General features: G+C 67.8%; 18 protein-coding genes. 5 read left to right on the top strand and 13 right to left on the bottom strand.

Annotated elements, in window-relative coordinates:
* Window positions 1-44: 44 nt before the first annotated feature.
* Window positions 45-1,433, bottom strand: a complete 1,389-nt coding sequence (locus LDJ84_RS16710; protein ID WP_065085214.1) for a PLP-dependent aminotransferase family protein — start codon at window positions 1,431-1,433, stop codon at window positions 45-47.
* A gap of 172 nt (window positions 1,434-1,605) precedes the next feature.
* Between LDJ84_RS16710 and LDJ84_RS16705 the strand changes: the two genes are divergently transcribed.
* Together LDJ84_RS16705 and LDJ84_RS16700 are read left to right on the top strand one after the other, a co-directional pair.
* On the top strand, window positions 1,606-2,379 hold the full coding sequence (locus LDJ84_RS16705) for a class II aldolase/adducin family protein (RefSeq protein WP_024764407.1): 774 nt from the start codon (window positions 1,606-1,608) through the stop codon (window positions 2,377-2,379).
* An 82-nt stretch (window positions 2,380-2,461) separates the two neighbouring features.
* The gene (locus tag LDJ84_RS16700; RefSeq protein ID WP_037010567.1) at window positions 2,462-3,490 is read left to right on the top strand and encodes an ABC transporter substrate-binding protein; all 1,029 of its coding nucleotides are present in this window, start codon (window positions 2,462-2,464) and stop codon (window positions 3,488-3,490) included.
* 165 nt (window positions 3,491-3,655) lie between these two features.
* Here the strand turns inward: LDJ84_RS16700 and LDJ84_RS16695 are convergent, their stop codons facing one another.
* The gene (locus LDJ84_RS16695; RefSeq protein WP_024764409.1) at window positions 3,656-4,282 is read right to left on the bottom strand and encodes a class I SAM-dependent methyltransferase; all 627 of its coding nucleotides are present in this window, start codon (window positions 4,280-4,282) and stop codon (window positions 3,656-3,658) included.
* 131 nt (window positions 4,283-4,413) lie between these two features.
* Here LDJ84_RS16695 and LDJ84_RS16690 point away from each other — a divergent pair, with 131 nt between their 5' ends.
* Window positions 4,414-5,133 carry a 2OG-Fe(II) oxygenase gene (locus LDJ84_RS16690; protein WP_024764410.1) on the top strand — a complete coding sequence of 240 codons (720 nt, stop codon included), beginning with the start codon at window positions 4,414-4,416 and terminating at the stop codon, window positions 5,131-5,133.
* Window positions 5,134-5,172: 39 nt separating this feature from the next.
* Window positions 5,173-5,526 carry an SH3 domain-containing protein gene (locus LDJ84_RS16685; RefSeq protein ID WP_024764411.1) on the top strand — a complete coding sequence of 118 codons (354 nt, stop codon included), beginning with the start codon at window positions 5,173-5,175 and terminating at the stop codon, window positions 5,524-5,526.
* Between the two features lie 12 nt (window positions 5,527-5,538).
* Here LDJ84_RS16685 and LDJ84_RS16680 read toward each other — a convergent pair whose 3' ends face one another.
* From LDJ84_RS16680 to LDJ84_RS16635, 10 genes are all read right to left on the bottom strand, one after another.
* On the bottom strand, window positions 5,539-6,999 hold the full coding sequence (locus LDJ84_RS16680) for a mechanosensitive ion channel domain-containing protein (protein ID WP_226045074.1): 1,461 nt from the start codon (window positions 6,997-6,999) through the stop codon (window positions 5,539-5,541).
* Window positions 7,000-7,060: 61 nt separating this feature from the next.
* Complete coding sequence (locus LDJ84_RS16675; RefSeq protein ID WP_084359245.1) at window positions 7,061-7,678, bottom strand: hypothetical protein; 618 nt, start codon at window positions 7,676-7,678, stop codon at window positions 7,061-7,063.
* Window positions 7,679-7,813: 135 nt separating this feature from the next.
* Window positions 7,814-8,773, bottom strand: a complete 960-nt coding sequence (locus LDJ84_RS16670) for an HlyD family secretion protein (RefSeq protein ID WP_084359247.1) — start codon at window positions 8,771-8,773, stop codon at window positions 7,814-7,816.
* Window positions 8,774-8,980: a DUF1656 domain-containing protein gene (locus LDJ84_RS16665; protein WP_037010560.1), complete on the bottom strand. Its 207-nt coding sequence runs from the start codon at window positions 8,978-8,980 to the stop codon at window positions 8,774-8,776.
* Window positions 8,970-11,135: an FUSC family protein gene (locus tag LDJ84_RS16660; RefSeq protein ID WP_084359249.1), complete on the bottom strand. Its 2,166-nt coding sequence runs from the start codon at window positions 11,133-11,135 to the stop codon at window positions 8,970-8,972. Before LDJ84_RS16660 ends, LDJ84_RS16665 begins: the two co-directional genes overlap by 11 nt.
* A 101-nt stretch (window positions 11,136-11,236) precedes the next feature.
* Window positions 11,237-12,142: a LysR family transcriptional regulator gene (locus LDJ84_RS16655; protein WP_024764416.1), complete on the bottom strand. Its 906-nt coding sequence runs from the start codon at window positions 12,140-12,142 to the stop codon at window positions 11,237-11,239.
* A gap of 87 nt (window positions 12,143-12,229) precedes the next feature.
* Window positions 12,230-13,012, bottom strand: coding sequence for an SDR family oxidoreductase (locus LDJ84_RS16650; protein WP_226045073.1), 783 nt, complete (start codon window positions 13,010-13,012; stop codon window positions 12,230-12,232).
* A gap of 92 nt (window positions 13,013-13,104) precedes the next feature.
* Window positions 13,105-14,109: a zinc-binding dehydrogenase gene (locus LDJ84_RS16645; protein ID WP_226046594.1), complete on the bottom strand. Its 1,005-nt coding sequence runs from the start codon at window positions 14,107-14,109 to the stop codon at window positions 13,105-13,107.
* A gap of 69 nt (window positions 14,110-14,178) precedes the next feature.
* A complete protein-coding gene (dkgB, locus tag LDJ84_RS16640; protein WP_226045072.1) occupies window positions 14,179-14,982 on the bottom strand; it encodes a 2,5-didehydrogluconate reductase DkgB in 804 nt (267 codons plus the stop codon).
* Window positions 14,983-15,003: 21 nt separating this feature from the next.
* Complete coding sequence (locus tag LDJ84_RS16635; protein ID WP_226045071.1) at window positions 15,004-16,203, bottom strand: MFS transporter; 1,200 nt, start codon at window positions 16,201-16,203, stop codon at window positions 15,004-15,006.
* 166 nt (window positions 16,204-16,369) lie between these two features.
* Here LDJ84_RS16635 and LDJ84_RS16630 point away from each other — a divergent pair, with 166 nt between their 5' ends.
* Complete coding sequence (locus tag LDJ84_RS16630; protein WP_037010547.1) at window positions 16,370-16,735, top strand: GFA family protein; 366 nt, start codon at window positions 16,370-16,372, stop codon at window positions 16,733-16,735.
* Between the two features lie 113 nt (window positions 16,736-16,848).
* Here LDJ84_RS16630 and paaZ read toward each other — a convergent pair whose 3' ends face one another.
* Window positions 16,849-18,900 carry a phenylacetic acid degradation bifunctional protein PaaZ gene (gene paaZ, locus LDJ84_RS16625; RefSeq protein ID WP_226045070.1) on the bottom strand — a complete coding sequence of 684 codons (2,052 nt, stop codon included), beginning with the start codon at window positions 18,898-18,900 and terminating at the stop codon, window positions 16,849-16,851.
* Window positions 18,901-18,937 lie beyond the last annotated feature (37 nt).

Below are 18,937 nucleotides of genomic sequence, written 5' to 3'. Positions count from 1 at the left end.
CTCTTCTTCCTTGGACTTGGCTGCCGCGAGTTTTGTGACCGTCTTCAGCCCTGCCGGGAAAGAAAAGCGTACAGCCGCTCATCCAGGGAATGCGCCACGTTGAAGCGCATCCACGGCACGCTGCGGCCATCGGGCATGAACAGCTGGCCGGGGAACAGCAGGATCTTCGCTTCCTTGGCGCGGCTGGCGAGCAGGGTGGCATCGTCCACCGCGCGGTGCCGGGCCCAGAGGAACAGCCCGGCGCGGGGTTCGTGGAAGACTTCCAGGCCGGCTGCTTCCAGGCGCCGCGCCACGCTGTCGTGGGCTTCGCCAAGCTGGTCGCGCAACTGCCGTACGTGCTTGCGGTGGCGGCCTTGCAGGAGGATGTCCAGGGCCAGGGTTTCGGTGAGTTCCGAGCTGGTCAGGCCGCTGACCATCTTCAGCGGCACCAGCTCTTCGATCAGCTCCGGGTGGGCGGCGATGAAACCGGTGCGCAGTGCCGGTGCAATGACTTTCGACAGGCTGCCGATGTAGATCACCCGCGCCAGCTGGTCGAGGTTGGCCAGCAGCATCTGGCCGGCCGGGTCGAGGTCGGCGTAGATATCGTTCTCGACGATGAGGAAATCGTACCTTTCCGCCAGTTGCAGCAGGCGGTGCGCGGCGGCCAGGGACAGGCTGCCGCCGGTGGGGCTCTGCAGGCGCGCCTGGGTGAAATAGACCTTGGGCCGGTGCTCGCGGGCCAGTTGCTCCAGGCGGTCGAGGTCCAGCCCGTCGGCGCTGCGCGGCACGCCGAGCAGTTGCGCACCTTGCAGGCGCAGGTTGAGGAACAGGTTGTGGTAGCCGGGTTCGTCCACCAGCACCGGATCGCCGCGCTGCACCAGGTAGCGCACGGTGAGGTCCAGCGCCTGGCTGGCGCCGGCGGTCAGCAGGATCTGTTCGGGATTGGCGGCGACGCCGGCGTCGCCCATGCGGTCGGCGAGCTTGCCGCGCAGCTTCAGGTTGCCTTTGCTGTGGCCGTAGTTGCCGAACTGCGTCGGCTCTTCCCGCGCCAGGCTGCGCAGCCCGCGCTGCAGGCCTTCGCCATCCAGCCAGTGTTCCGGCAGCAGGCCGACGCCGGGGCGAATCTCCATGCCCAGCGGCTGGAAGACCTTGTGCAGCAGCAGGTGCGCGTCGAAGTCGAATTCCGTCGGTGCCTCGGCGCTGGCGCTGTCCTCGAGCGCCGGGCCGCGCACGTAGAAGCCGGCATTGGGCACCGCGTTCAGGCAGCCGCGCGCCACCAGCCGGTCGTAGGCCTCGACCACGGTGAAGTGGCTGACGCCGTTGGCCTGGGCGAACTTGCGGATCGAGGGCAGCTTGGCGCCTGCACGCAGGCGCTGCTCGTCGATGGCCTGGGCGATGCCGTCGACGATCTGGGTGACCAGGGGAGTGTCCGAGGTGGGGTCGAGCAACAGCATCCGAGGGTCCGATTCTGGTGAGGAAGGATCTGTACAGGTCGGTGGACCATAACAGCACTGCAAATTCTCCAGGGTGCCTGTGCATGGCGCGAGCGGGGCGCGCCCAGCACACTCGGTCCCAGACGGCGGCAATTCGCCGCACAGCCTGACAGAACAACAAGGACCACCCGTCATGCGTGACACAGCTTACAACATCGATCCGTCGAGTATTTCCGCCGAAGAGTGGCAGGCCCGCTGCGACCTCGCCGCGCTGTATCGCCTGATCGCGCACTTCCGCTGGACCGACCACATCGACACCCACATCTCCGCACGGGTGCCGGGCGAGCCAGGCCACTACCTGATCAACCGCTACGGCGTGCTGTTCCACGAAATGCGCGCCTCCGACCTGGTGAAGGTCGACCACGCGGGCGACGTCATCGACCCGCGCTTTGGCCCGAAAAGCGTCAATCGTGCCGGCTTCAACATCCATTCCGCGGTACACGCCGCCCGCGAAGACGTGGCCTGCGTGATCCATACCCACACCGCCGCCGGCATCGCGGTGTCCGCCCAGGAAGACGGCCTGCTGCCGATCAGCCAGCACGCGCTGAAGTTCTACAACCGCCTGGGCTACCACGACTACGAAGGCATCGCCCTGGACCCGGACGAGCGCTCGCGCCTGGTCAACGACCTGGGCAGCCACATGGTGATGATCCTGCGCAACCACGGCCTGCTGGCCACCGGGCGCTGCATCGCCGAAGCCTTCAACCAGATCTACTTCCTCGAGCGCGCCTGCCAGGCGCAGGTCCAGGCCCTGGCCGGCGGTCGCCAGTTGCGCTACCCGGCGCCCGCGGTATGCGAGCGCGTTGCCGTGCAGGAAGAAGAAGCGCTGGTCGACGGCCTGCACCTGCTGGCCTGGGAATCGGCGCTGCGCCTGATCGAGGATGGTGAGGCCGTCTATCGCACCTGACCCTGTTATCGTGCCCCGGTCCGCAGAGGCCGGGCGCCTGCGTGCTTAAGCAATCTGCCAACAACAAAGCCAAGAGGTGGAAATGAAGAACCCGATTCTGGGAGCCCTGCTCATGGGCGTGGCGTCCGGCGCCATGGCTGCTGACCTGACCGTGATCTCCTTCGGCGGCACCAGCAAGGATGTACAGACCGAAGCCTTCTACAAACCCTTCGAGAAGAAGGAAGGCATGAAGGTGATCGCCGGCGAGTACAACGGCGAAATGGGCAAGATCAAGGCCATGGTCGACACCGGCAGCGTCAACTGGGATGTCGTCCAGGTGGAAGGCCCGGAGCTGCTGCGCGGCTGCGAGGACGGCCTGTTCGAGCAGCTCGACCCGGCGGTACTCGGCAAGGCCGAGGACTACGTGCCCGGCACCCTCTCCGACTGTGGCGCCGGCCTGCTGGTCTGGTCGATGGCCATGGTCTACGACGGCAAGCGCTTCGCCAACGGCCCCACCGGCTGGACGGACTTCTGGGACACCAGGAAATTCCCCGGCAAGCGCTCGCTGCGCAAGGGCGCCAAGTACACCCTGGAGATCGCCCTGCTGGCCGACGGCGTGAAGAAGGAAGACCTGTACAAGGTGCTGGCGACGAAAGAAGGCGTGGACCGCGCGTTCAAGAAGCTCGATGAGATCAAGCCGTCGATCCAGTGGTGGGAGTCCGGCGCGCAGCCGATGCAGTTCATCGCCAGCGGCGACGTGGCCATGAGTACCGCCTACAACGGCCGCGCCTTCGCCGCCCAGGAAGAGGGCGCGCCGATGAAGGTGGTGTGGAATGGCAGCCTGTATGCCATCGACTCCTGGGCGATCCCCAAGGGCAGCCCGAACAAGAAGGCCGCCGAGGACTTCATCGCCTTCTCGCTCCAGCCCGAACAGCAGAAGATCCACACGGTGAAGCTGGGCTACGGCTCGGTGAACCTGGGGACTACCAAGCTGCTCGATCCGAAGCTGGTGGAGCGCCTGAACACCGCACCGGCGAACCTCGAACAGGCTGTCCCGGTGAACTTCGAGTTCTGGGTCGACCACGGCGAGGACCTGGAGCAGCGCTTCAACGCCTGGGCGGCGAAGGGCTGACCGCAGCGGCGCGGGTAATACTGCCCGCGCCGTCCAGAGGGGAACGTCTGGTCTTCGGCCGGACGTCAGGCGGGGTCGCGAGCAAGCCCGCTCCTGCACGGTCGCACCGACATTGGCCTGGAGGAGCGAGCTTGCTCGCGAATCACTTCCGGCTGCTGTAAGCCGTCAAACCTTGCGCCACACACTCGCCAGCCAGGGCTGCTGCTCGCGCGGCAGGCCGGTGGGGCGGTAGTAGTGTTCCAGCTCGCGGAATCCCGCGGCTTCCAGCAAGCGCGTCCAGTTCTGCAGATCGTGGTAGGAGCCATAGCGCCCGCCATTCCAGCCCTCCTGGTTCTCCCCGCGCGGGTTGGAGCTGAACAGCACGCCACCCGGCTTCAGCGCCGCCTGCAACTGGCCGAGCACCCGTGGCAGTTCACTGCGCGGGACGTGGAACAGGCTGGCATTGGCATAGATGCCGTCGAAGCGCTCGGCGGGCAGGTCGAGAGCCAGGAAGTCCTGCTGCCAGACCTCGCAGCCGCTGGTCTCGCGGGCCATGGCGACGAAGTCGGCGCAGCCGTCCAGGCCGACTGGCTCATGTCCCAGGCGCTTCAGTGCACACAGGTCACGCCCAGGACCACAGCCAAAGTCGAGCAGGGCGAAGGGCGCATCGCCCTGGATATGCCGCAGCAGCGCGGCGATGTTCTGGGTGACATCGTGGTCCCAGGTGCCTTCGCGAAACGCTTCGGCGCGCTCCTGGTAATGCTGCAGGGTCACGCGGGAAATGTCCCGCAGGATCGGGTCTTCGGGGGGCATGGCCGTGTTCGAGCGAGAATGAGTGGTTGATTCTACAATGCGTCGCTGCGGGGCAGTTTGAAAGTCGGCCTCGGGGCGCGCTGGGGCAGGGGCGAACCTAGACTGGAGCCTGGTTTCCACGGACCTTCAAGATGCCCGTCATCCCCATCCTTGCCCATCGAATCGCTGCCCTGGACTGGCCGCTGCTGGCTGGGCGCCTCGACGCCGACGGCCATGCATTGATCCCGGGCCTGCTCGACAAGGCGCAATGCGAAGCCCTGCGCGCGCTCTACGACCAGGACGAGCCGTTCCGCAGCCGGGTGATCATGGCCCGGCACAACTTCGGCCTCGGTGAGTACCGTTACTTCGCCTATCCCTTGCCGGTACTGCTGCAGGCGTTGCGCGGAGCCTTCTATCCGCCACTGCGCGACATCGCCAACTGCTGGCACGAGCGCATGGGTACCGGTATCCATTACCCGCCGGAGCACGCCGGCTTCCTTGCTCACTGCCATGCCGCCGGGCAGCGGCGGCCGACGCCCTTGCTGTTGCGCTACCGCGCCGGCGATTACAACTGCCTGCACCAGGACCTGTATGGGGAGCTGGCTTTCCCGTTGCAGGTGGCGATCCTGCTGTCGCAACCGGGCGAGGAGTTCGAGGGCGGCGAGTTCGTCCTCACCGAGCAGCGGCCGCGCATGCAGTCGCGGGTGGCCGTGGTGCCGCTCAGGCAGGGCGATGCCGTGGTGTTCGCCGTGGCCCAGCGGCCGGTACGGGGCGTGCGCGGCTACCACCGGGTCAACCTGCGCCATGGCGTCAGCCGCCTGCATACCGGTGAGCGCTTCACCCTCGGGCTGATCTTCCACGATGCGTTGTGAGGAGTAGCATGGATCGGTCGAGGGAGCCGGGAGAGAGACATGCACTACGAAGTGATTCAACGCCACCGTAGCGAGTACCCCACGCCCATCACCTTCGCCAAGGGGGCGCCGTTGTTCGTCGGCGAACGCTACGAAGGCGCCGAGGGCTGGGAAGACTGGTACTTCTGCTCCACGCCAGGGCAGCGCGAAGGCTGGGTGCCGGCGCAGGTGTTCAACATGACCGCGCCAGGCGCCGGGGTGGCGATGGAGGACTACACCGCCCGCGAACTCGACGTGGAGGTCGGCGAGCGGCTCGAAGGCGGCCGCGAGCTCGGTGGCTGGCTCTGGTGCGTCCGCTCCGGCGGCGAGGCCGGCTGGGTACCGCTGGATTGCCTGCAGGAAGTCAGCGCCTGACCCGGCGACGGGTCAGGCCTTGTAGCGGCGCCCGGCGTGCTGCCTGAGCCAGGCCATCAGCCCGCGCTGCTGCACCACTGTGGGTTGCTCGACCAGCAGCGCGGCGCTGGCCTTCTGGCGGAAGTCCAGCAGGCGGCCCATGGCCTCGGCGATCTCCTGGCGGGCTTCCATGCAGGGCGCCAGGGTTTCCTTGTCGATGTAATAGGCCGCGCCGTCGCTCATGGCGGTGAATTGCGCCTGCCAGCCGGAGCCGGTGAGCACGCCGGCCTCGCCGAAGACTTCGCCCGGCCCCATGCGTCCGGCTTCGATGCTCTGGGCATCCTGGGGCAGGGTGACGCTGACGACGCCCGAGTCGATGATCAGCAGGCGGTCGCTGACATCCCCCGGCGCCAGCAGCACTTCCCCTAGCTTGAAGGGCCGGCGCTGCATGCGGCTGGCCAGTTCGTCACGCTCCTCGTCCCGCAGCGCATCGAACAGCCCCGAGCGCACCAGCAACGCCCGCGCCCGCGAGGCGCTTTCGCGCATCGGTGCGTCGGCCTCGGCCAGCAGGTTGATGCCGGCGGCCTGCAGGTGGCGGTAGGCAAGGTCGAACAACTGGTTGCGCACCTCGCGCTTCTCGCCCATGGCGGCGACGAAGCCGCTCATCTCGTACTCCACGCCATCGGGCGCGGACTTGCGCACGCTGACCGCCGGCGCCGGGTTGGCCAGCAGGGCGCGGCAGCCGCCGAGGGCGTGCTCCAGCGCCTCGATCACCTTGCGCGGGCGGATGTGCGGGCTGACCGTCAGGCTCACGCTGACGCCATACAGGTTCGCCGGGCGGCTGAGGTTGAGCACCTTGGCCTTGGCGGCGAGGGAGTTGGGCACCACGGCCAGCGTGCCCTGGGAGGTCTGCAGGTAGGTGGAGCGCCAGTCGATCTCGGTGACCTTGCCCTCGATGCCGTCGATGGAGATCCAGTCGTCCAGCTGGTACGGCTTGGTGGTGTTCAGCACGATGCCGGAGAACACGTCGCTCAGGGTGCTCTGCAGCGCGAGGCCGAGGACGATGGCGACCACCCCGGAAGTCGCCAGCAGGCCCTTCACCGGTAGCTCCAGCACATAGCCGGCGGCAGCGATGATGGCGACCAGGAAGATCAGCGCGCCGACCACATCCTGCAGCAACCGCCCGCCATGTCCGATGCGCTGCACCAGCAGGAAGCCCAGCACGACCGTCAGGCAGCGCGCGGCGAACAGCCACCAGATGATCTGCACGGCGGTGGCGACCATGTGGCTGGGCAGGTCGTCCGCCCAGGGTGCGGCGCGCAGCGGGTTCATCCCGGCATTGAACAGCAGCAGGCTGAACAGCAGGAAGCCGACCAGCCGCACGGCCAGGCGCCAATGCGGATGGGCCGGGCCGACCAGCCGCCAGAGCAGCAGGTCGATCAGCAGCAGGATGGGGGCGGCGAACAGTGGGTGGCTAGTGAGCAGGGCGGGCATCGAGCCTCTCCTTGGAGCGATCGCAAGAAGATGGCACAGAAAGCGCTTTCTGGCAGCGGCCTCAGCTCGGGTTGTGCGGGTTCACCAGCTTCAGCCATTCATCGGTCTCGACTTCGCCGGCGATGCGCAACCGCGGCTGGGCCTCGTCGAACAGCACCAGGGCGCTGCCGTACTCGGGCGTGTCGGTCTCGCGCACCTTGAGGTTCTCGCGCAGGAGGTCGAAGCATTCGCTGTGGGTGACCAGCACCAGGTTGCGGTGCTCGGCCTTGTGTTCGCGGATCTGCGCGGCGAGGTCGCCGTCCTTGCAGGTGAGCAGCCAGTCCTGGCGCGCCACGCTGCGGTCGAACATCAGGTCGGCGGTCTGCATGGTGCGGTTGGCCGGGCTGCTGTAGATGTCGGTGGCGGTCAGGCCCAGGCGGGTGATGCTCTCGCCCATGCTCCGTGCCAGGGCGGCGGCACGCTCGGTGATGCCGTCGGCGGCGCCCAGGCATTCGGCGCTGGAGCGGTCGCAGCGCTCCATGTGACGGACCAGCAGGACGACTCCGCCACGGGCCCAGTTCTGTGCGAACAGGCTGCTGCTGGGCACGTCCTCCAGTGGCGAGGGCAGCGCGCGCCAGGCCACCAGGGCGAGGGTGGTGCAGGTCAGCAGGGAAGCGGCCAGAAGGCGAAGGCGGGGCAAGGGCGATCCTCGGCGGTGGCTGCCGCGCGGGATGCGGGAAGCTGGGCGCATGTTGCACCGGGCGGGTGACAATCACGCGATGGGTTGATGACGAGGCGCTGATGAAAGTTCCGCCTGCCCATCGGAAGATCGAGTCTAACGAGGGCTTTCGACCACGCTGACGGTGGCGGTGGTGCCGGCGCGCAGGCGGTCACGGCCCTTGTAGTCCGGGGCGATGGCGATGCGTACCGGGATGCGCTGGGCCAGTTTGACCCAGGTGTAGCTCGGGTTGATGTTCGCCAGCAGGCGCGCACCGGGGGCGTTCTCGCGGTCGGTGATGGCGAATGCGATGCTTTCGACGCGGCCGGCGAAGCGCTCGCCGCTCATCAGTTGCACGTTCACCGCGTCGCCCTCGCGGATGCGCGGCAGCTTGGTTTCCTCGAAGTAGCCGCCGACGTAGAAGGAATCGCTGTCCACCAGCGCCACCAGCGAGTGGCCGGCGGTGGCGTAGTCGCCGGCGCGAGTCAGCAGGTTGGTCACGTAGCCGTTCACCGGCGCCACCACCTGGGTGCGTTCCAGATCGAGGCGGGCCTGTTTCTGCGCGGCCTCGGCGAGGCTGACATTGGCTTGCGCCAGCCCCAGGTTGGCTTGCTCGCGCAGCAGTTGCGCCTCGGCCACGGTGACGTCGGTGTGAGCCTTCTCCCACTCCTCGTTGGAGATTGCCGAGCGGGCCTTGAGCGCCTTGCGGCGGACTTCCTCGCTCTGCCGCTGACGCAGCAGCGCCTGGTTGGCAGCGATGGCGGCCTGGGACTGGCCGAGCGCGGCGCGGGCGACTTCCACCGCGCGATCGGCGTGCAATACCGCCAGCTCGTAGCGCGCCGGGTCGATGCTCAGCAACAGGTCGCCCTTGCTGACGTGCTGGTTGTCCTTCACCCGCAATTCGACGATGCGCCCGGTGACGTCGGCCGAGACCGTCACCACGTCGGCACGCACCCGGGCGTCGCGGGTCCAGGGCGCACGGGTGTAGTAGGTCCAGGCGAAGAAGCCGAGGACCAGGGCGAGCGCCACGACGGCCAGGGTGATCAGCGGCGGTAGGGCTTTGCGCAGGCCGGCCATTCAGTGCAGGGCTCCCATGAGCAGGATCAGGCCGGCACAGAGGCAGGCGTAGAGCGCTCCTTCGAACAGCGCCTCGTGCCAGACCAGGCGCAACACGCCGAGTCGGCGCAGGCTCCAGTCCAGCAGCAGGAAGATCGGCAAGGCCAGCAGCAGGGCCTGGGCCAGCGGCGGCAGGTAGACCCCGCCCAATTCGATATCAACGGGCATGCAGCGCGGGTTCCCCAGGGTCGTCGTGGAAGGCGGTGGATTCGCCGTAAAGGTCGCGGAAGCGCTCCAGCAGATCGGCGGCCACCAGCAGCGCCACGCCGCTGACGAACACCGGGCGCATGGCGTCGCCGCTGGGGTAGCTGCCGAGGCTCTGCAGCTCGTCCAGCTCATTTCCCAGCTCGCGCATCGCCGGCAGCACCCGGTGCAGCGGGGCGGCGGGTGGCTGGTCGAGGCAGGCGGCGAGCTCATCCAGCAGCAGCGACAGTCGGGCGCGCAGGGTTTGCGGCAGGCCGCCGGGGTTGAGGCTCTCGCGGCGCAACTGGTGCAGCACCACGCCCAGGGTCATGCTCGCCAGGCTGCACTGGAAGCGCTCGCCGGACTGGCTGTCGCGCGCCGCCGGCAGCAGCCCGAGCATGATTGCCAGGCGATCCACCATGCGGCTCTCGAACAGGAAGCGGCGCGCCTCGCTGGGTTTGGACAGCAGCACCGAGCGCACCTCGGCGCGGGTCCGCCGCGACTGGCGGCGCAGGCGGGCGTCGGCGTCGAAGGGGAACACCCAGGCGTACACCAGCAGCGCCAGCACGCCGGCGCTGACATAGCCACCGGCGAACTCGAACCATTGCAGCGACGTGTTGATCCACGCGCCCTGGTTCTGCGGGCCCACCAGCAGGAAGGTCGACAGCCCCAGGCCGATGCCGATCCCGGCGGTCTGCGGATTGGCCAGGCCCACCGCGATCACGTACAGCAGCGGCGTGAGGAACAGTGCGAGCATCTCGAAGTCGCCGACGCTGGGTAGCAGCAGGAATTGCAGCAACGCCGCCGCCACCAGCGCCATAGCCAGCCCGCGCATGTACGCCAGGCTGGCCATGAGCGGGCGCGGGAAGGTGGCCAGCAGGGAGCAGAGGATGCCGATCAGGATCATCCCGGCGCGGGCGCCGTCCCAGGCGGTTTCCACCCAGATCCAGCCGGCGCAGCACAGCGCGACGAAGGCGCGGGTGGCGTTCATCGCGGCGAGGTGGAAGTCCAGGTGCAGCGCCTGGGCCTGGCTCTGCCGATAGGTGCTGCTGCCGGGTCGGCCTTCCTGGATGGCTTCGCTGAGCTCGATCATCTCGTCCAGCTGCTGCATCAGCCGCGCCTGTTCGAATCGCAGTGCCCAGGCCAGCGAGCGCAGCGAGGCGGGCAGCCCGTCGGCCAGCTCCTCGGCCTGCCGCGCGGCGGCGTCGAAGCGCTGGCGCAGCTGGGTGATGCGTCGGCGAGTGGTATTGGGCAGGGAGCGACCGAATTCGGCCAGTTCCTCCAGACAGGCCAGTTCGTCTTCGCGCAGCCGTCGCACGGATTCGGGCAGCGGGCCGGTCAGCCGGGCTTCGATCAGCTTGCGCTGGCGCCGCAGAATGGCCAGGCGCGAGGTCATCAGCACCAGCTGGTTGGCCAGTTGCTGCACCAGTTCGTTGGCGCCGCGCAGGCGCGGGGCGTCGAAATACAGGTGGCGGCGCAACATTTCCAGGGCGGCGATCTCGCCCAGCAGTTGCTTCTGTCTTTGCTGGAAGTCCTCTTCCGGCTCCTCGCCGCGGATCACCGCAGCGGCATGCACGGCGATCAAGCGGATCAGTTGGTCGACCTTGGCGAAATAGCCCCGCGCTACGCTCTGTGGGCGAGCGAAGAACAGGCTGACCAGAGTGACGCAGGCGACGCCGAGCAAGGTCTCGGTGACGCGGGTGATGGCCAGGGTGTAGGTGGATTCGGGCGCCGGCTGGGCCAGCAGGGCGACTATCACAGCGGTGAAGCCGCTGAGCACGAAGGCATGGGAATGCGTGAAGCGCATCAGCGTGCCGCCGGCCGTGCAGATCGCCAGCCACAGCGCCAGGGTGACGATGAAGGGCAGGGGCGCCTGGGGGAACAGCGCCATGATCGCCACCGCGACCATGGCGCCGATGGTGGTGCCGATCACCTGGGCGAAGCTCTTCTGCAGCGTCATGCCGGCCAGCGGGGTGCTGATGATGACGACCGTCATGGTCGCCCACTTGGGCTGGTCGAGGTCGAGCAGGAACGCCAGGTACAGCGTCAGCAGGCCCGCGACTACGGTGCGCAGGGCAAACAGCAGGGTGTCGCGGCCGGGATGGATGATGGCGCGCAGGTACAGCAGCATGGGTGACATGCCGGGCCCTCGATCTTGGCGGGAGGACGCCCGTCGATGCGGTGCGTCGCGAACCCTGTTCAGTGTGGTCGAGGTTTTCCAGCTGTGGGAAATTTCTTAGGTCAGCCGGTGGCGTGCAGGGACTGCGCCAGGCGCTCCTGGATGAAGTCGAGGAAACACTGGATGCGCAACGCCAGTTGCGAGTTGCGGTAGTACACCGCGTGGATTGGCTGGCGACGCTCACTGGTCAGCTCCGGCAGCACTCGTACCAGCCGCCCGGCACGGATGTCGTCGCAGGTCATGAAGCTGGCGAGGCAGGCGATGCCCTGACCACCGATGGCCAGTTGGCGCAGGGTCTCGCCGCTGGAGGCGGACAGCGACGGATTGATGGTCAGGGTATCGCCACCAGCGTGACGGATCGGCCAGATGTTCAGCGCTTCGGGCTGGGTGAAGCCCAGCAGCGAGTGGCCGAGCAGCTCTTCCAGGTTGCCCGGCGTCCCGTGGCGCTCCAGGTACTGCGGCGCCGCCAGCAGGTTCAGCCGGCTGCTGCCCAGGGGGCGCGCGTGCAGGCTGGAGTCGGCGAGGTGGCCGATGCGGATGGCGATGTCGGTGCTCTGCTCCAGCAGGTCGATGTTGAGGTCGTTGGTATTGAGTTGCAGCTCGATGTCCGGGTAGCGCTCGCGGAAGGCACCGATATGCGGCACCACGGCGTGCAGCATGAAGGGCGAGGCGGCGTTGATCCGCAGTCGCCCGGCCGGGGATTGCTGGCGCAGGGCCAGGCGTTCCTCCAGGGCGTCCATCTGTTCGAGGATGTGCCGGGCGTTCTCCAGGAAGAACTCGCCTTCCTCGGTGAGCTTCATCCGCCGCGTGGTGCGGTTGAGCAGGGTGGTGCCGAGTTTCTCCTCCAGCTTCGACAACGCCCGGCTCACGGCCGAGGGCGTCAGCCCCAGTTGCTCGGCGGCGGCAGTGATGGAGCCGCAGTCGATCACCGTGGCGAAGGTCTTGAGTTCGTCGGAGTGGGCTTTCATCGGGGGGCCTGTTCGGGAGCGGCGGGGTGGATGGTAGCGGCTGGCCTTTGTAGGAGCGAGCAAGCTCGCTCCTACAGGGTGGCGCCGTCAGTAGGTTCCCGGATAAGCGCCGCCATCGAGCAACAGGTTCTGCCCGGTCAGGTAGCCGGCCTGTGCGCTGCACAGGAAGGCGCAGAACTGGCCGAATTCTTCCGCGCTGCCGAAGCGTCCGGCGGGGATTTCCTGCTTGCCGGCCTCCACCAGCTCATCTTCATTGCGCCCGCTCAGCTGGGCGGCGCGGTGGAAGCCGCTGCGCAGGCGATCGGTATCGAAGGAGCCGGGCAGCAGGCCGTTGATGGTCACGTTCCTGCCCGCCACCTGCGGTTGGCGTGCCAGGCCGGCGACGAAGCCGGTCAGGCCGCTGCGCGCTCCGTTGGACAGCCCGAGAGTGGCGATTGGCGCCTTCACCGAGCCGGACGTGATGTTGACGATGCGGCCGAAACTGCGCTCGGCCATGCCGTCCACCGTGGCCTTGATCAGCTCGATGGGCGTGAGCATGTTCAGCTCCAGGGCGCGCAGCCAGTCTTCGCGTTCCCAGTCGCGGAAATCGCCGGGTGGCGGGCCGCCGGCATTGTTCACCAGGATGTCCACCTGCGGGCAGGCGGCGAGCAGTGCGGCACGCACCTCCGGCTGGCTGATGTCGCCGGCCACTTCGCGCACTTCCACGCCCAGTTGGCGCAGCTCGGCGGCGGTAGCGGCGAGGGTATCGACGTCGCGGGCGTTGATCGCCAGGTTCACGCCCTCGCGGGCCAACGCCACGGCGCAACCCTTGCCCAGCCCCTTGCTGGCGGCGCAGACCACGGCCCAGCGGCCCTTGATGCCCAGATCCATGTTGTTCTCCTGTGTGTTTGCCCGGGGAGTGTCTTTGTAGGACGTGTTCGTCCTGCGAAATGGGAGTTCCGCTTTCGCCCGCAGCGCTCTGGTCAGGCAACGACCATCGGCGCCGGCAGCAGACTGATCCATTTACCGCTGCCTTCGCCGGACTTCAAGCGCCGCAGCGCTTCGGGCAGTTCGGCGAAGTCGAACAACTGCTTCGCTGGCGCCTGCAACTGGCCGCTGGCGACGCCCTGCATCAGGCTCGCTGCCGCCTGGTGCAGCTCCTGCCAGTCCAGCGCTTCGCCGTGGGCATGGATGCTGTTGAGCGCCACTTCGTGCAGCGAGATGGCAGTGCTGAAGGCTGGCAGCGGAGCGTTTTCCTGGCGGTCCTGAATGCACACCAGGTGGCCGTTGTAGCCCAGCAGCGGGGCGAGGCTGGCGGCGTGGTTGCCGCTGACGGTATCGAAGATGCCCTGCAGGCGGCGCGGGCCGAGGGCTTCGCGCAGGTGCTGGGACCACTGCCCGTCGCGGTAGTCGAAGACCCCGGCGATACCCAGTTGCAGCAGGTGTTCGCGGTGTTTCGGCGCCGCGGTCACCCACACGCGCAGCCCACGTTGCAGCGCCAGTTGCGCGAGCAGATAGCCGACCGCACCACCGGCGCCGGTCACCAGCACATCGCGGTGGTTGCAGGCCGGCAGCTTATTCAGTGCTTGCCAGGCCGTGAGGCCGGGGCAGGGCAGGCTGGCGGCGGTGGCGTCGTCCAGCGAATCGGGCACCGGGTAGACAGCACGGGCGCGCAGCAGGGTGTACTCGGCAAAGCTGCCGCCACGGGTCAGCGCCTGGTGGTAGGCGACGCGGGCGCCGGCGCGCAGGTTCACTTCGCTGCCCACCGCAATGACGATGCCGACACCATCCACGCCAGGTACCTGGCCTTGCTGCCAGTCGTCGCGGCCCCAGTCGATCATCTTCCAGTCCACCGGATTCAGCGCGATAGCGGTGTTGGCCACCAGTACCTCGTCCGGACCGGGCTGCGGAATCGGCAGGCGCACCTGTTTCAGGCCATCGAGGCCGGCGCCGGGCGTCCAGGTCCAGGCGGCATAATCTGCAATGATAGCGCTCATGAAGACTCCTTGGAAACGGGACAGCCGCCCTCGGTGGGGCGGCTGTCGGTCAGCGGCGGATCAATCCCAGGCCGGGGCCAGGCTTTCCGGGCTGGTGATGCGTTCGTTGCGGTCCAGTGCGGCGATGGCGGCCATGTCGGCGTCGGTCAGGCGCAGGTCGACAGCGCGCAGGTTGCCTTCGAGGTTCTCGCGCTTGGTGGACGACGGGATCACCGAGTAGCCCAGCTGCATCGCCCAGGCCAGGGTGACCTGCGCCGGCGTGACGCCGTGGCGCTTGGCGATACCGATGATCACCTCGTCGCTGAGCACCTTGCCGTAGCCCAGGGTCATGTAGGAGGTGATGTGGATGCCCTGGCTCTGGGCGAACTCCACCACCTTGCGGTTCTGCAGGTAGGGGTGCAGTTCCACCTGGTTGGTGGCGATCTGGTCGGCGCCGACAGCGGCAATGGCCTCCTGCATCAGGGCGATGGTGAAGTTGGACACGCCGATCTCGCCGGTCAGGCCCTGGGCCTTGGCTTCGGCCAGGGCGCCCATGAACTCGGCGACCGGTACCTGGCCCTTGGGCGACGGCCAGTGGATCAGGGTCAGCTCGACGCGGTCGGTACGCAGCTTGTGCAGGCTGTCCTTGAGGCTGGGGATCAGCTTGTCGGCGGCGTAGTTCTCGGTCCAGATCTTGGTGGTCAGGTACAGATCGTCGCGCTTTACCTTGCTGCCGGCGATGGCTTCGCCGACGTCGGCTTCGTTGCCGTAGATCTGCGCGGTGTCGATGGCGCGGTAACCCAGGTCCAGCGCGGTGCGGATCGAGTCGATGACGGTCTGGCCCTTGAGGCGGAAGGTGCCGAGGCCGAAGGCGGGAACGCTCATGGAAGAACTCCTTGTGGTCGATCAGTGAGTGGGAACCGCGCCAGGGGCGGCCGGTTCCATGGAATTGCGCCGGTCCAGACGACCGCTCAGGGCGGTCAGGCCGAAGGCGGCTAGGGTGACGACAGCGGCGATCCAGGGCGTATGGCCCAGGCCCAGGTGGCTGACCACCAGGCCGCCGGCCCAGGAGCCACCGGCCACGCCGAGGTTGAACGCGGCGATGTTGAAGCCGGCGGCCACGTCCACGGCGTCCGGCGCCACGCGCTCGGCCTGCTGTACCACGTAGACCTGCAGACCCGGTACGTTGCCGAAGGCGACGGCGCCCCAGGCGAGCACGGTCAACACCACCAGCCACGGGTTGCCGGCGGTGAAGGTGAGCACCAGCAGCACCGAAGCCAGCAGGCCGAAGATGATCTTCAGGGCGCTCACCGGACCGCGTTTGTCAGCCAGGCGGCCGCCCCAGATATTGCCGATGGCTACCGAGACACCGTAGGCCAGGAGCACGGCGCCGACCATGTTCGGGCTGAAACCGGCCAGATCCTGGAGGATCGGCGCGAGGAAGGTGAAGGCGATCAGCGAGCCGCCGTAGCCCACCGCGGTCATCGCGTGGACCAGCAGCAGGCGCGGCTGCAGCAGCACGCGGGCCTGGCGCAGCAGCGGCGCCGGCGGCGTGTGCTGGATGTTCTTCGGCACGAACAGCAGGCTGCCGAGCAGGGCGATCACGCCAAAGGCGGCCACCACCAGGAAGGTCACGCGCCAGCCCAGGTGCTGGCCGATGAAGGTACCCAGCGGAATGCCGGTGACGAAGGCGACGGTCATGCCGCTGAACATGGTGGCGATGGCGCTGGCGGCCTTGTCCTTGCTCACCAGGTTGGTGGCGATGATCGAGCCGACCGAGAAGAACACGCCGTGGGCGAGGCCGGTGAGGATGCGCGCGACGATCAGCGATTCGTAGCTGGGCGCCTGCCAGGCCACCAGGTTGCCGACGGTGAACAACGCCATCAACCCGACCAGCAACGCCTTGCGTGGAATGCGCCCGGTCATGGCGGTCAGCAGCGGTGCGCCGATGGCGACGCTCAGGGCGTAGAGGCTCACCAGCAGGCCGGCGGAGGGCAGGGTGACCCCCAGGTCGCTGGCGATGGTTGGAATCAGGCCGACGATGACGAACTCCGTCGTGCCGATGGCGAAGGCACTGAGCGTCAGCGCCAGGAGGGCGAGGGGCATGGTGGGGGCTCCGGACGAATGGGATGCGATGGGAGGCATTGTCCGGAAGTTAGCCCTTGAGAAAAACGCGGTGAAGGGCAAAGGATAGTTGATCCTGAATCACGAATAGGGCGAGGGTCTACGCTTGCAGGCAGTGATCAAGGGCACTTGTGACGAGGAATCAGCCATGCACTACACCGGCACCTGCCACTGCGGCGCGGTGGCTTTCGCCTTCGACGCGGAACTCGACGAACTGGTGCGCTGCGACTGCTCGTTGTGCGGCAAGCGCAATGCGCTGATGGCAACCGTGCCGAAGGGCAACTTCCGTCTGACCCGCGGCGATCAGGCCTTGCGCCTGTATCGCTGGAACAGCGGCGTGGCGCTGCACTATTTCTGCGGAACGTGCGGGATCTACGTCTATCACCAGCGCCGCAGCAACCCGGCGCTGCTCAGCGTGAACGCCTGCTGCATCGACGGGTTCGACCCTGAATCGCTGCCGCTGCGGCGGGTGGATGGCAGGAGCATGACCACCGTGGCGGCGCCCGACCAGTAGGGCCCTGGCAGCGGAGAGGCTCCGCTGGCGCCTGCATGTCGGCAGCGCGCGGGCATGAAAAAACCGGCCCGAAGGCCGGTCGAAGATGGCAGCGGAGTTGAGCGCTCAGCGCATCACGCGCGCTTGAGCACCAGGGTGAGGATGTCGTAGCTGGCCACCAGTTCGCCGAGCTGGTTGGTGACTTCCACATCCCAGGCGACCACGCCTTGCGGCTCGCCCTTGGGGCTCTTCTTGCCCTGGTCGATCTTGCGCTTGCAGGTCAGGCGCGCCTGGATGGTGTCGCCGATGCCCACCGGGTTGATGAAGCGCAGCGTATCCAGGCCGTAGTTGGCCAGCACCGGGCCGACGCCGGGCGAGACGAACAGGCCGGCCGCCGCCGAGAGCACGAAGTAGCCATGGGCGATGCGCTTGCCGAACTGCGAGTCCTTGGCCGCCAGTTCGTCGAAGTGCATGTAGAAGTGGTCGCCCGACAGGCAGCCGAAGTTGACCAGGTCGGCCTCGGTGACGGTGCGGCGGTGGGTCAGCAGCGACTCGCCGATCTTCAGGTCGTCGAAGTAGCGGCGGAACGGGTGCACCTCGGTCTCGTAGACCTGGGCGCCGCGCACGTATTCGCCGGTGACGGCCATCAGCATGCTCGGCGAACCCTGCACGGCGGTGCGTTGCAGGTAGTGCTTCACCGCGCGCAGGCCGCCCAGCTCTTCACCGCCGCCGGCGCGGCCCGGGCCGCCGTGCTTGAGCACTGGCAGCGGCGAGCCGTGGCCGGTGGATTCGGCGGCGGATTCGCGGTCGAGGATGTGCAGGCGGCCGTGCAGGGCGCCCATCACCGGGACGACTTTTGCGGCGACCTGCGGATCACGGGTGATCAGGCTCGCCACCAGGCTGCCCTTGCCGCGAGCGGCGAGGGCGACGGCTTCGTCGATATCGTCGTAGGCCATCAGGGTGGTCACCGGACCGAACGCCTCGATGTCGTGGGCGCCGCCTTCGGCGTGCGGATCGCGGCTGCGCAGCAGGGTCGGGGCGAAGAATGCGCCTTCGGCCACACCGTCGCCGCGCGGGGCGAAGCCGTCCTTCGCGCCGAAGACCAGTTCGCTGGATTTCAGCAGGGCTTCCACGCGCTCGGCGACGTCGGCCTGCTGGGCATGGGAGGCCAGGGCTCCCATTTTCACGCCGTCCACCGAGGGATCGCCGACCACGACCTTGGCCAGGCGGTCACGCAGGCGCTCGGCAACGGCGTCGATGTGCTTGGCGGGCACGATGGCGCGGCGGATGGCGGTGCACTTCTGCCCGGCCTTGACGGTCATCTCGCGGGCCACTTCCTTGACGAAGAGGTCGAATTCCTCGTCGTCCGGGGTGACGTCCGGCGCGAGAATGGCGCAGTTCAGCGAATCGGCCTCGGCGTTGAACGGCACCGAGTGACGGATCAGGTTTGGATTGACGCGCAGCTTGGCGGCGGTGTCGGCGGAGCCGGTGAAGGTGACGATGTCCTGGCCCTGCAGGCGGTCCAGCAGGTCGCCGGTGCCGCCGATGATCAGTTGCAGGCTGCCGGCCGGGAGCAGGCCGGATTCGTGCATCACGCGCACGGCGGCTTCGGTGATGTAGCTGGTGGCGGTGGCCGGTTTGACGATGCACGGCATGCCGGCGAGGAAACTCGGCGCGAACTTCTCCAGCATCCCCCAGATGGGGAAGTTGAAGGCGTTGATGTGCACCGCGATGCCGCCGCGCGGCACCAGGATGTGGCTGCCGGCGAACTTGCCGGTCTTGCCCAGCGGCATGGCCGGGCCTTCGTGGACCACGTTGCCCGAAGGCAGCTCGCGGCCGCCGACGCCGGCGTAGGCGAACAGGGTGCCGGCGCCGCCTTCGATGTCGATCCAGCTGTCGGCGCGGGTGGCGCCGCTGTGGCGGGAAATCTCGTAGAGCTGTTCCTTGCGTTCGGTCAGGTACAGCGCCAGGGCTTTCAGGCGCTGGGCGCGCTGCTGGAAGTCCATGGACATCAGTTCCTTGAGGCCCTGCTCGCGGGCATGGGCGACGGTTTCGGCGAAGTCCAGCGCCTCCTCGTGGGTGCGCGCCACGGTCTGGCCGTTGAGCGCGCTACGCAGCGCCTGGGCGCCATGCTGGCCGACCCAGCGGCCGCCGATGAAACTTTGCAGGATAGGCTCTTGGGCCATGGTTGTTGTCCTCCGGATCGCTACGCAAGGGTGCCGG

It is taken from the genome of Pseudomonas sp. HS-18 (genome assembly GCF_020401845.1).
In the GTDB taxonomy this organism is placed as follows: domain Bacteria; phylum Pseudomonadota; class Gammaproteobacteria; order Pseudomonadales; family Pseudomonadaceae; genus Pseudomonas; species Pseudomonas nitroreducens.
The sequence above is the reverse complement of the archived record's forward strand: the minus strand, read 5'-3'. Positions and strand labels throughout refer to the sequence as shown.

Coding starts and splice junctions, on each gene's coding strand:
- LDJ84_RS16660 (WP_084359249.1), bottom strand. CDS start 11,135: ATGTCACCCATGCTGCTGTACCTGCGCGCCATCATCCATCCCGGCCGC.
- LDJ84_RS16635 (WP_226045071.1), bottom strand. CDS start 16,203: ATGCCCCTCGCCCTCCTGGCGCTGACGCTCAGTGCCTTCGCCATCGGC.
- LDJ84_RS16650 (WP_226045073.1), bottom strand. CDS start 13,012: ATGGATCTGGGCATCAAGGGCCGCTGGGCCGTGGTCTGCGCCGCCAGC.
- LDJ84_RS16685 (WP_024764411.1), top strand. CDS start 5,173: ATGCACTACGAAGTGATTCAACGCCACCGTAGCGAGTACCCCACGCCC.
- LDJ84_RS16655 (WP_024764416.1), bottom strand. CDS start 12,142: ATGAAAGCCCACTCCGACGAACTCAAGACCTTCGCCACGGTGATCGAC.
- LDJ84_RS16705 (WP_024764407.1), top strand. CDS start 1,606: ATGCGTGACACAGCTTACAACATCGATCCGTCGAGTATTTCCGCCGAA.
- LDJ84_RS16670 (WP_084359247.1), bottom strand. CDS start 8,773: ATGGCCGGCCTGCGCAAAGCCCTACCGCCGCTGATCACCCTGGCCGTC.
- LDJ84_RS16690 (WP_024764410.1), top strand. CDS start 4,414: ATGCCCGTCATCCCCATCCTTGCCCATCGAATCGCTGCCCTGGACTGG.
- dkgB (WP_226045072.1), bottom strand. CDS start 14,982: ATGAGCGTTCCCGCCTTCGGCCTCGGCACCTTCCGCCTCAAGGGCCAG.
- LDJ84_RS16710 (WP_065085214.1), bottom strand. CDS start 1,433: ATGCTGTTGCTCGACCCCACCTCGGACACTCCCCTGGTCACCCAGATC.
- LDJ84_RS16630 (WP_037010547.1), top strand. CDS start 16,370: ATGCACTACACCGGCACCTGCCACTGCGGCGCGGTGGCTTTCGCCTTC.
- paaZ (WP_226045070.1), bottom strand. CDS start 18,900: ATGGCCCAAGAGCCTATCCTGCAAAGTTTCATCGGCGGCCGCTGGGTC.
- LDJ84_RS16680 (WP_226045074.1), bottom strand. CDS start 6,999: ATGCCCGCCCTGCTCACTAGCCACCCACTGTTCGCCGCCCCCATCCTG.
- LDJ84_RS16695 (WP_024764409.1), bottom strand. CDS start 4,282: ATGCCCCCCGAAGACCCGATCCTGCGGGACATTTCCCGCGTGACCCTG.
- LDJ84_RS16665 (WP_037010560.1), bottom strand. CDS start 8,980: ATGCCCGTTGATATCGAATTGGGCGGGGTCTACCTGCCGCCGCTGGCC.
- LDJ84_RS16700 (WP_037010567.1), top strand. CDS start 2,462: ATGAAGAACCCGATTCTGGGAGCCCTGCTCATGGGCGTGGCGTCCGGC.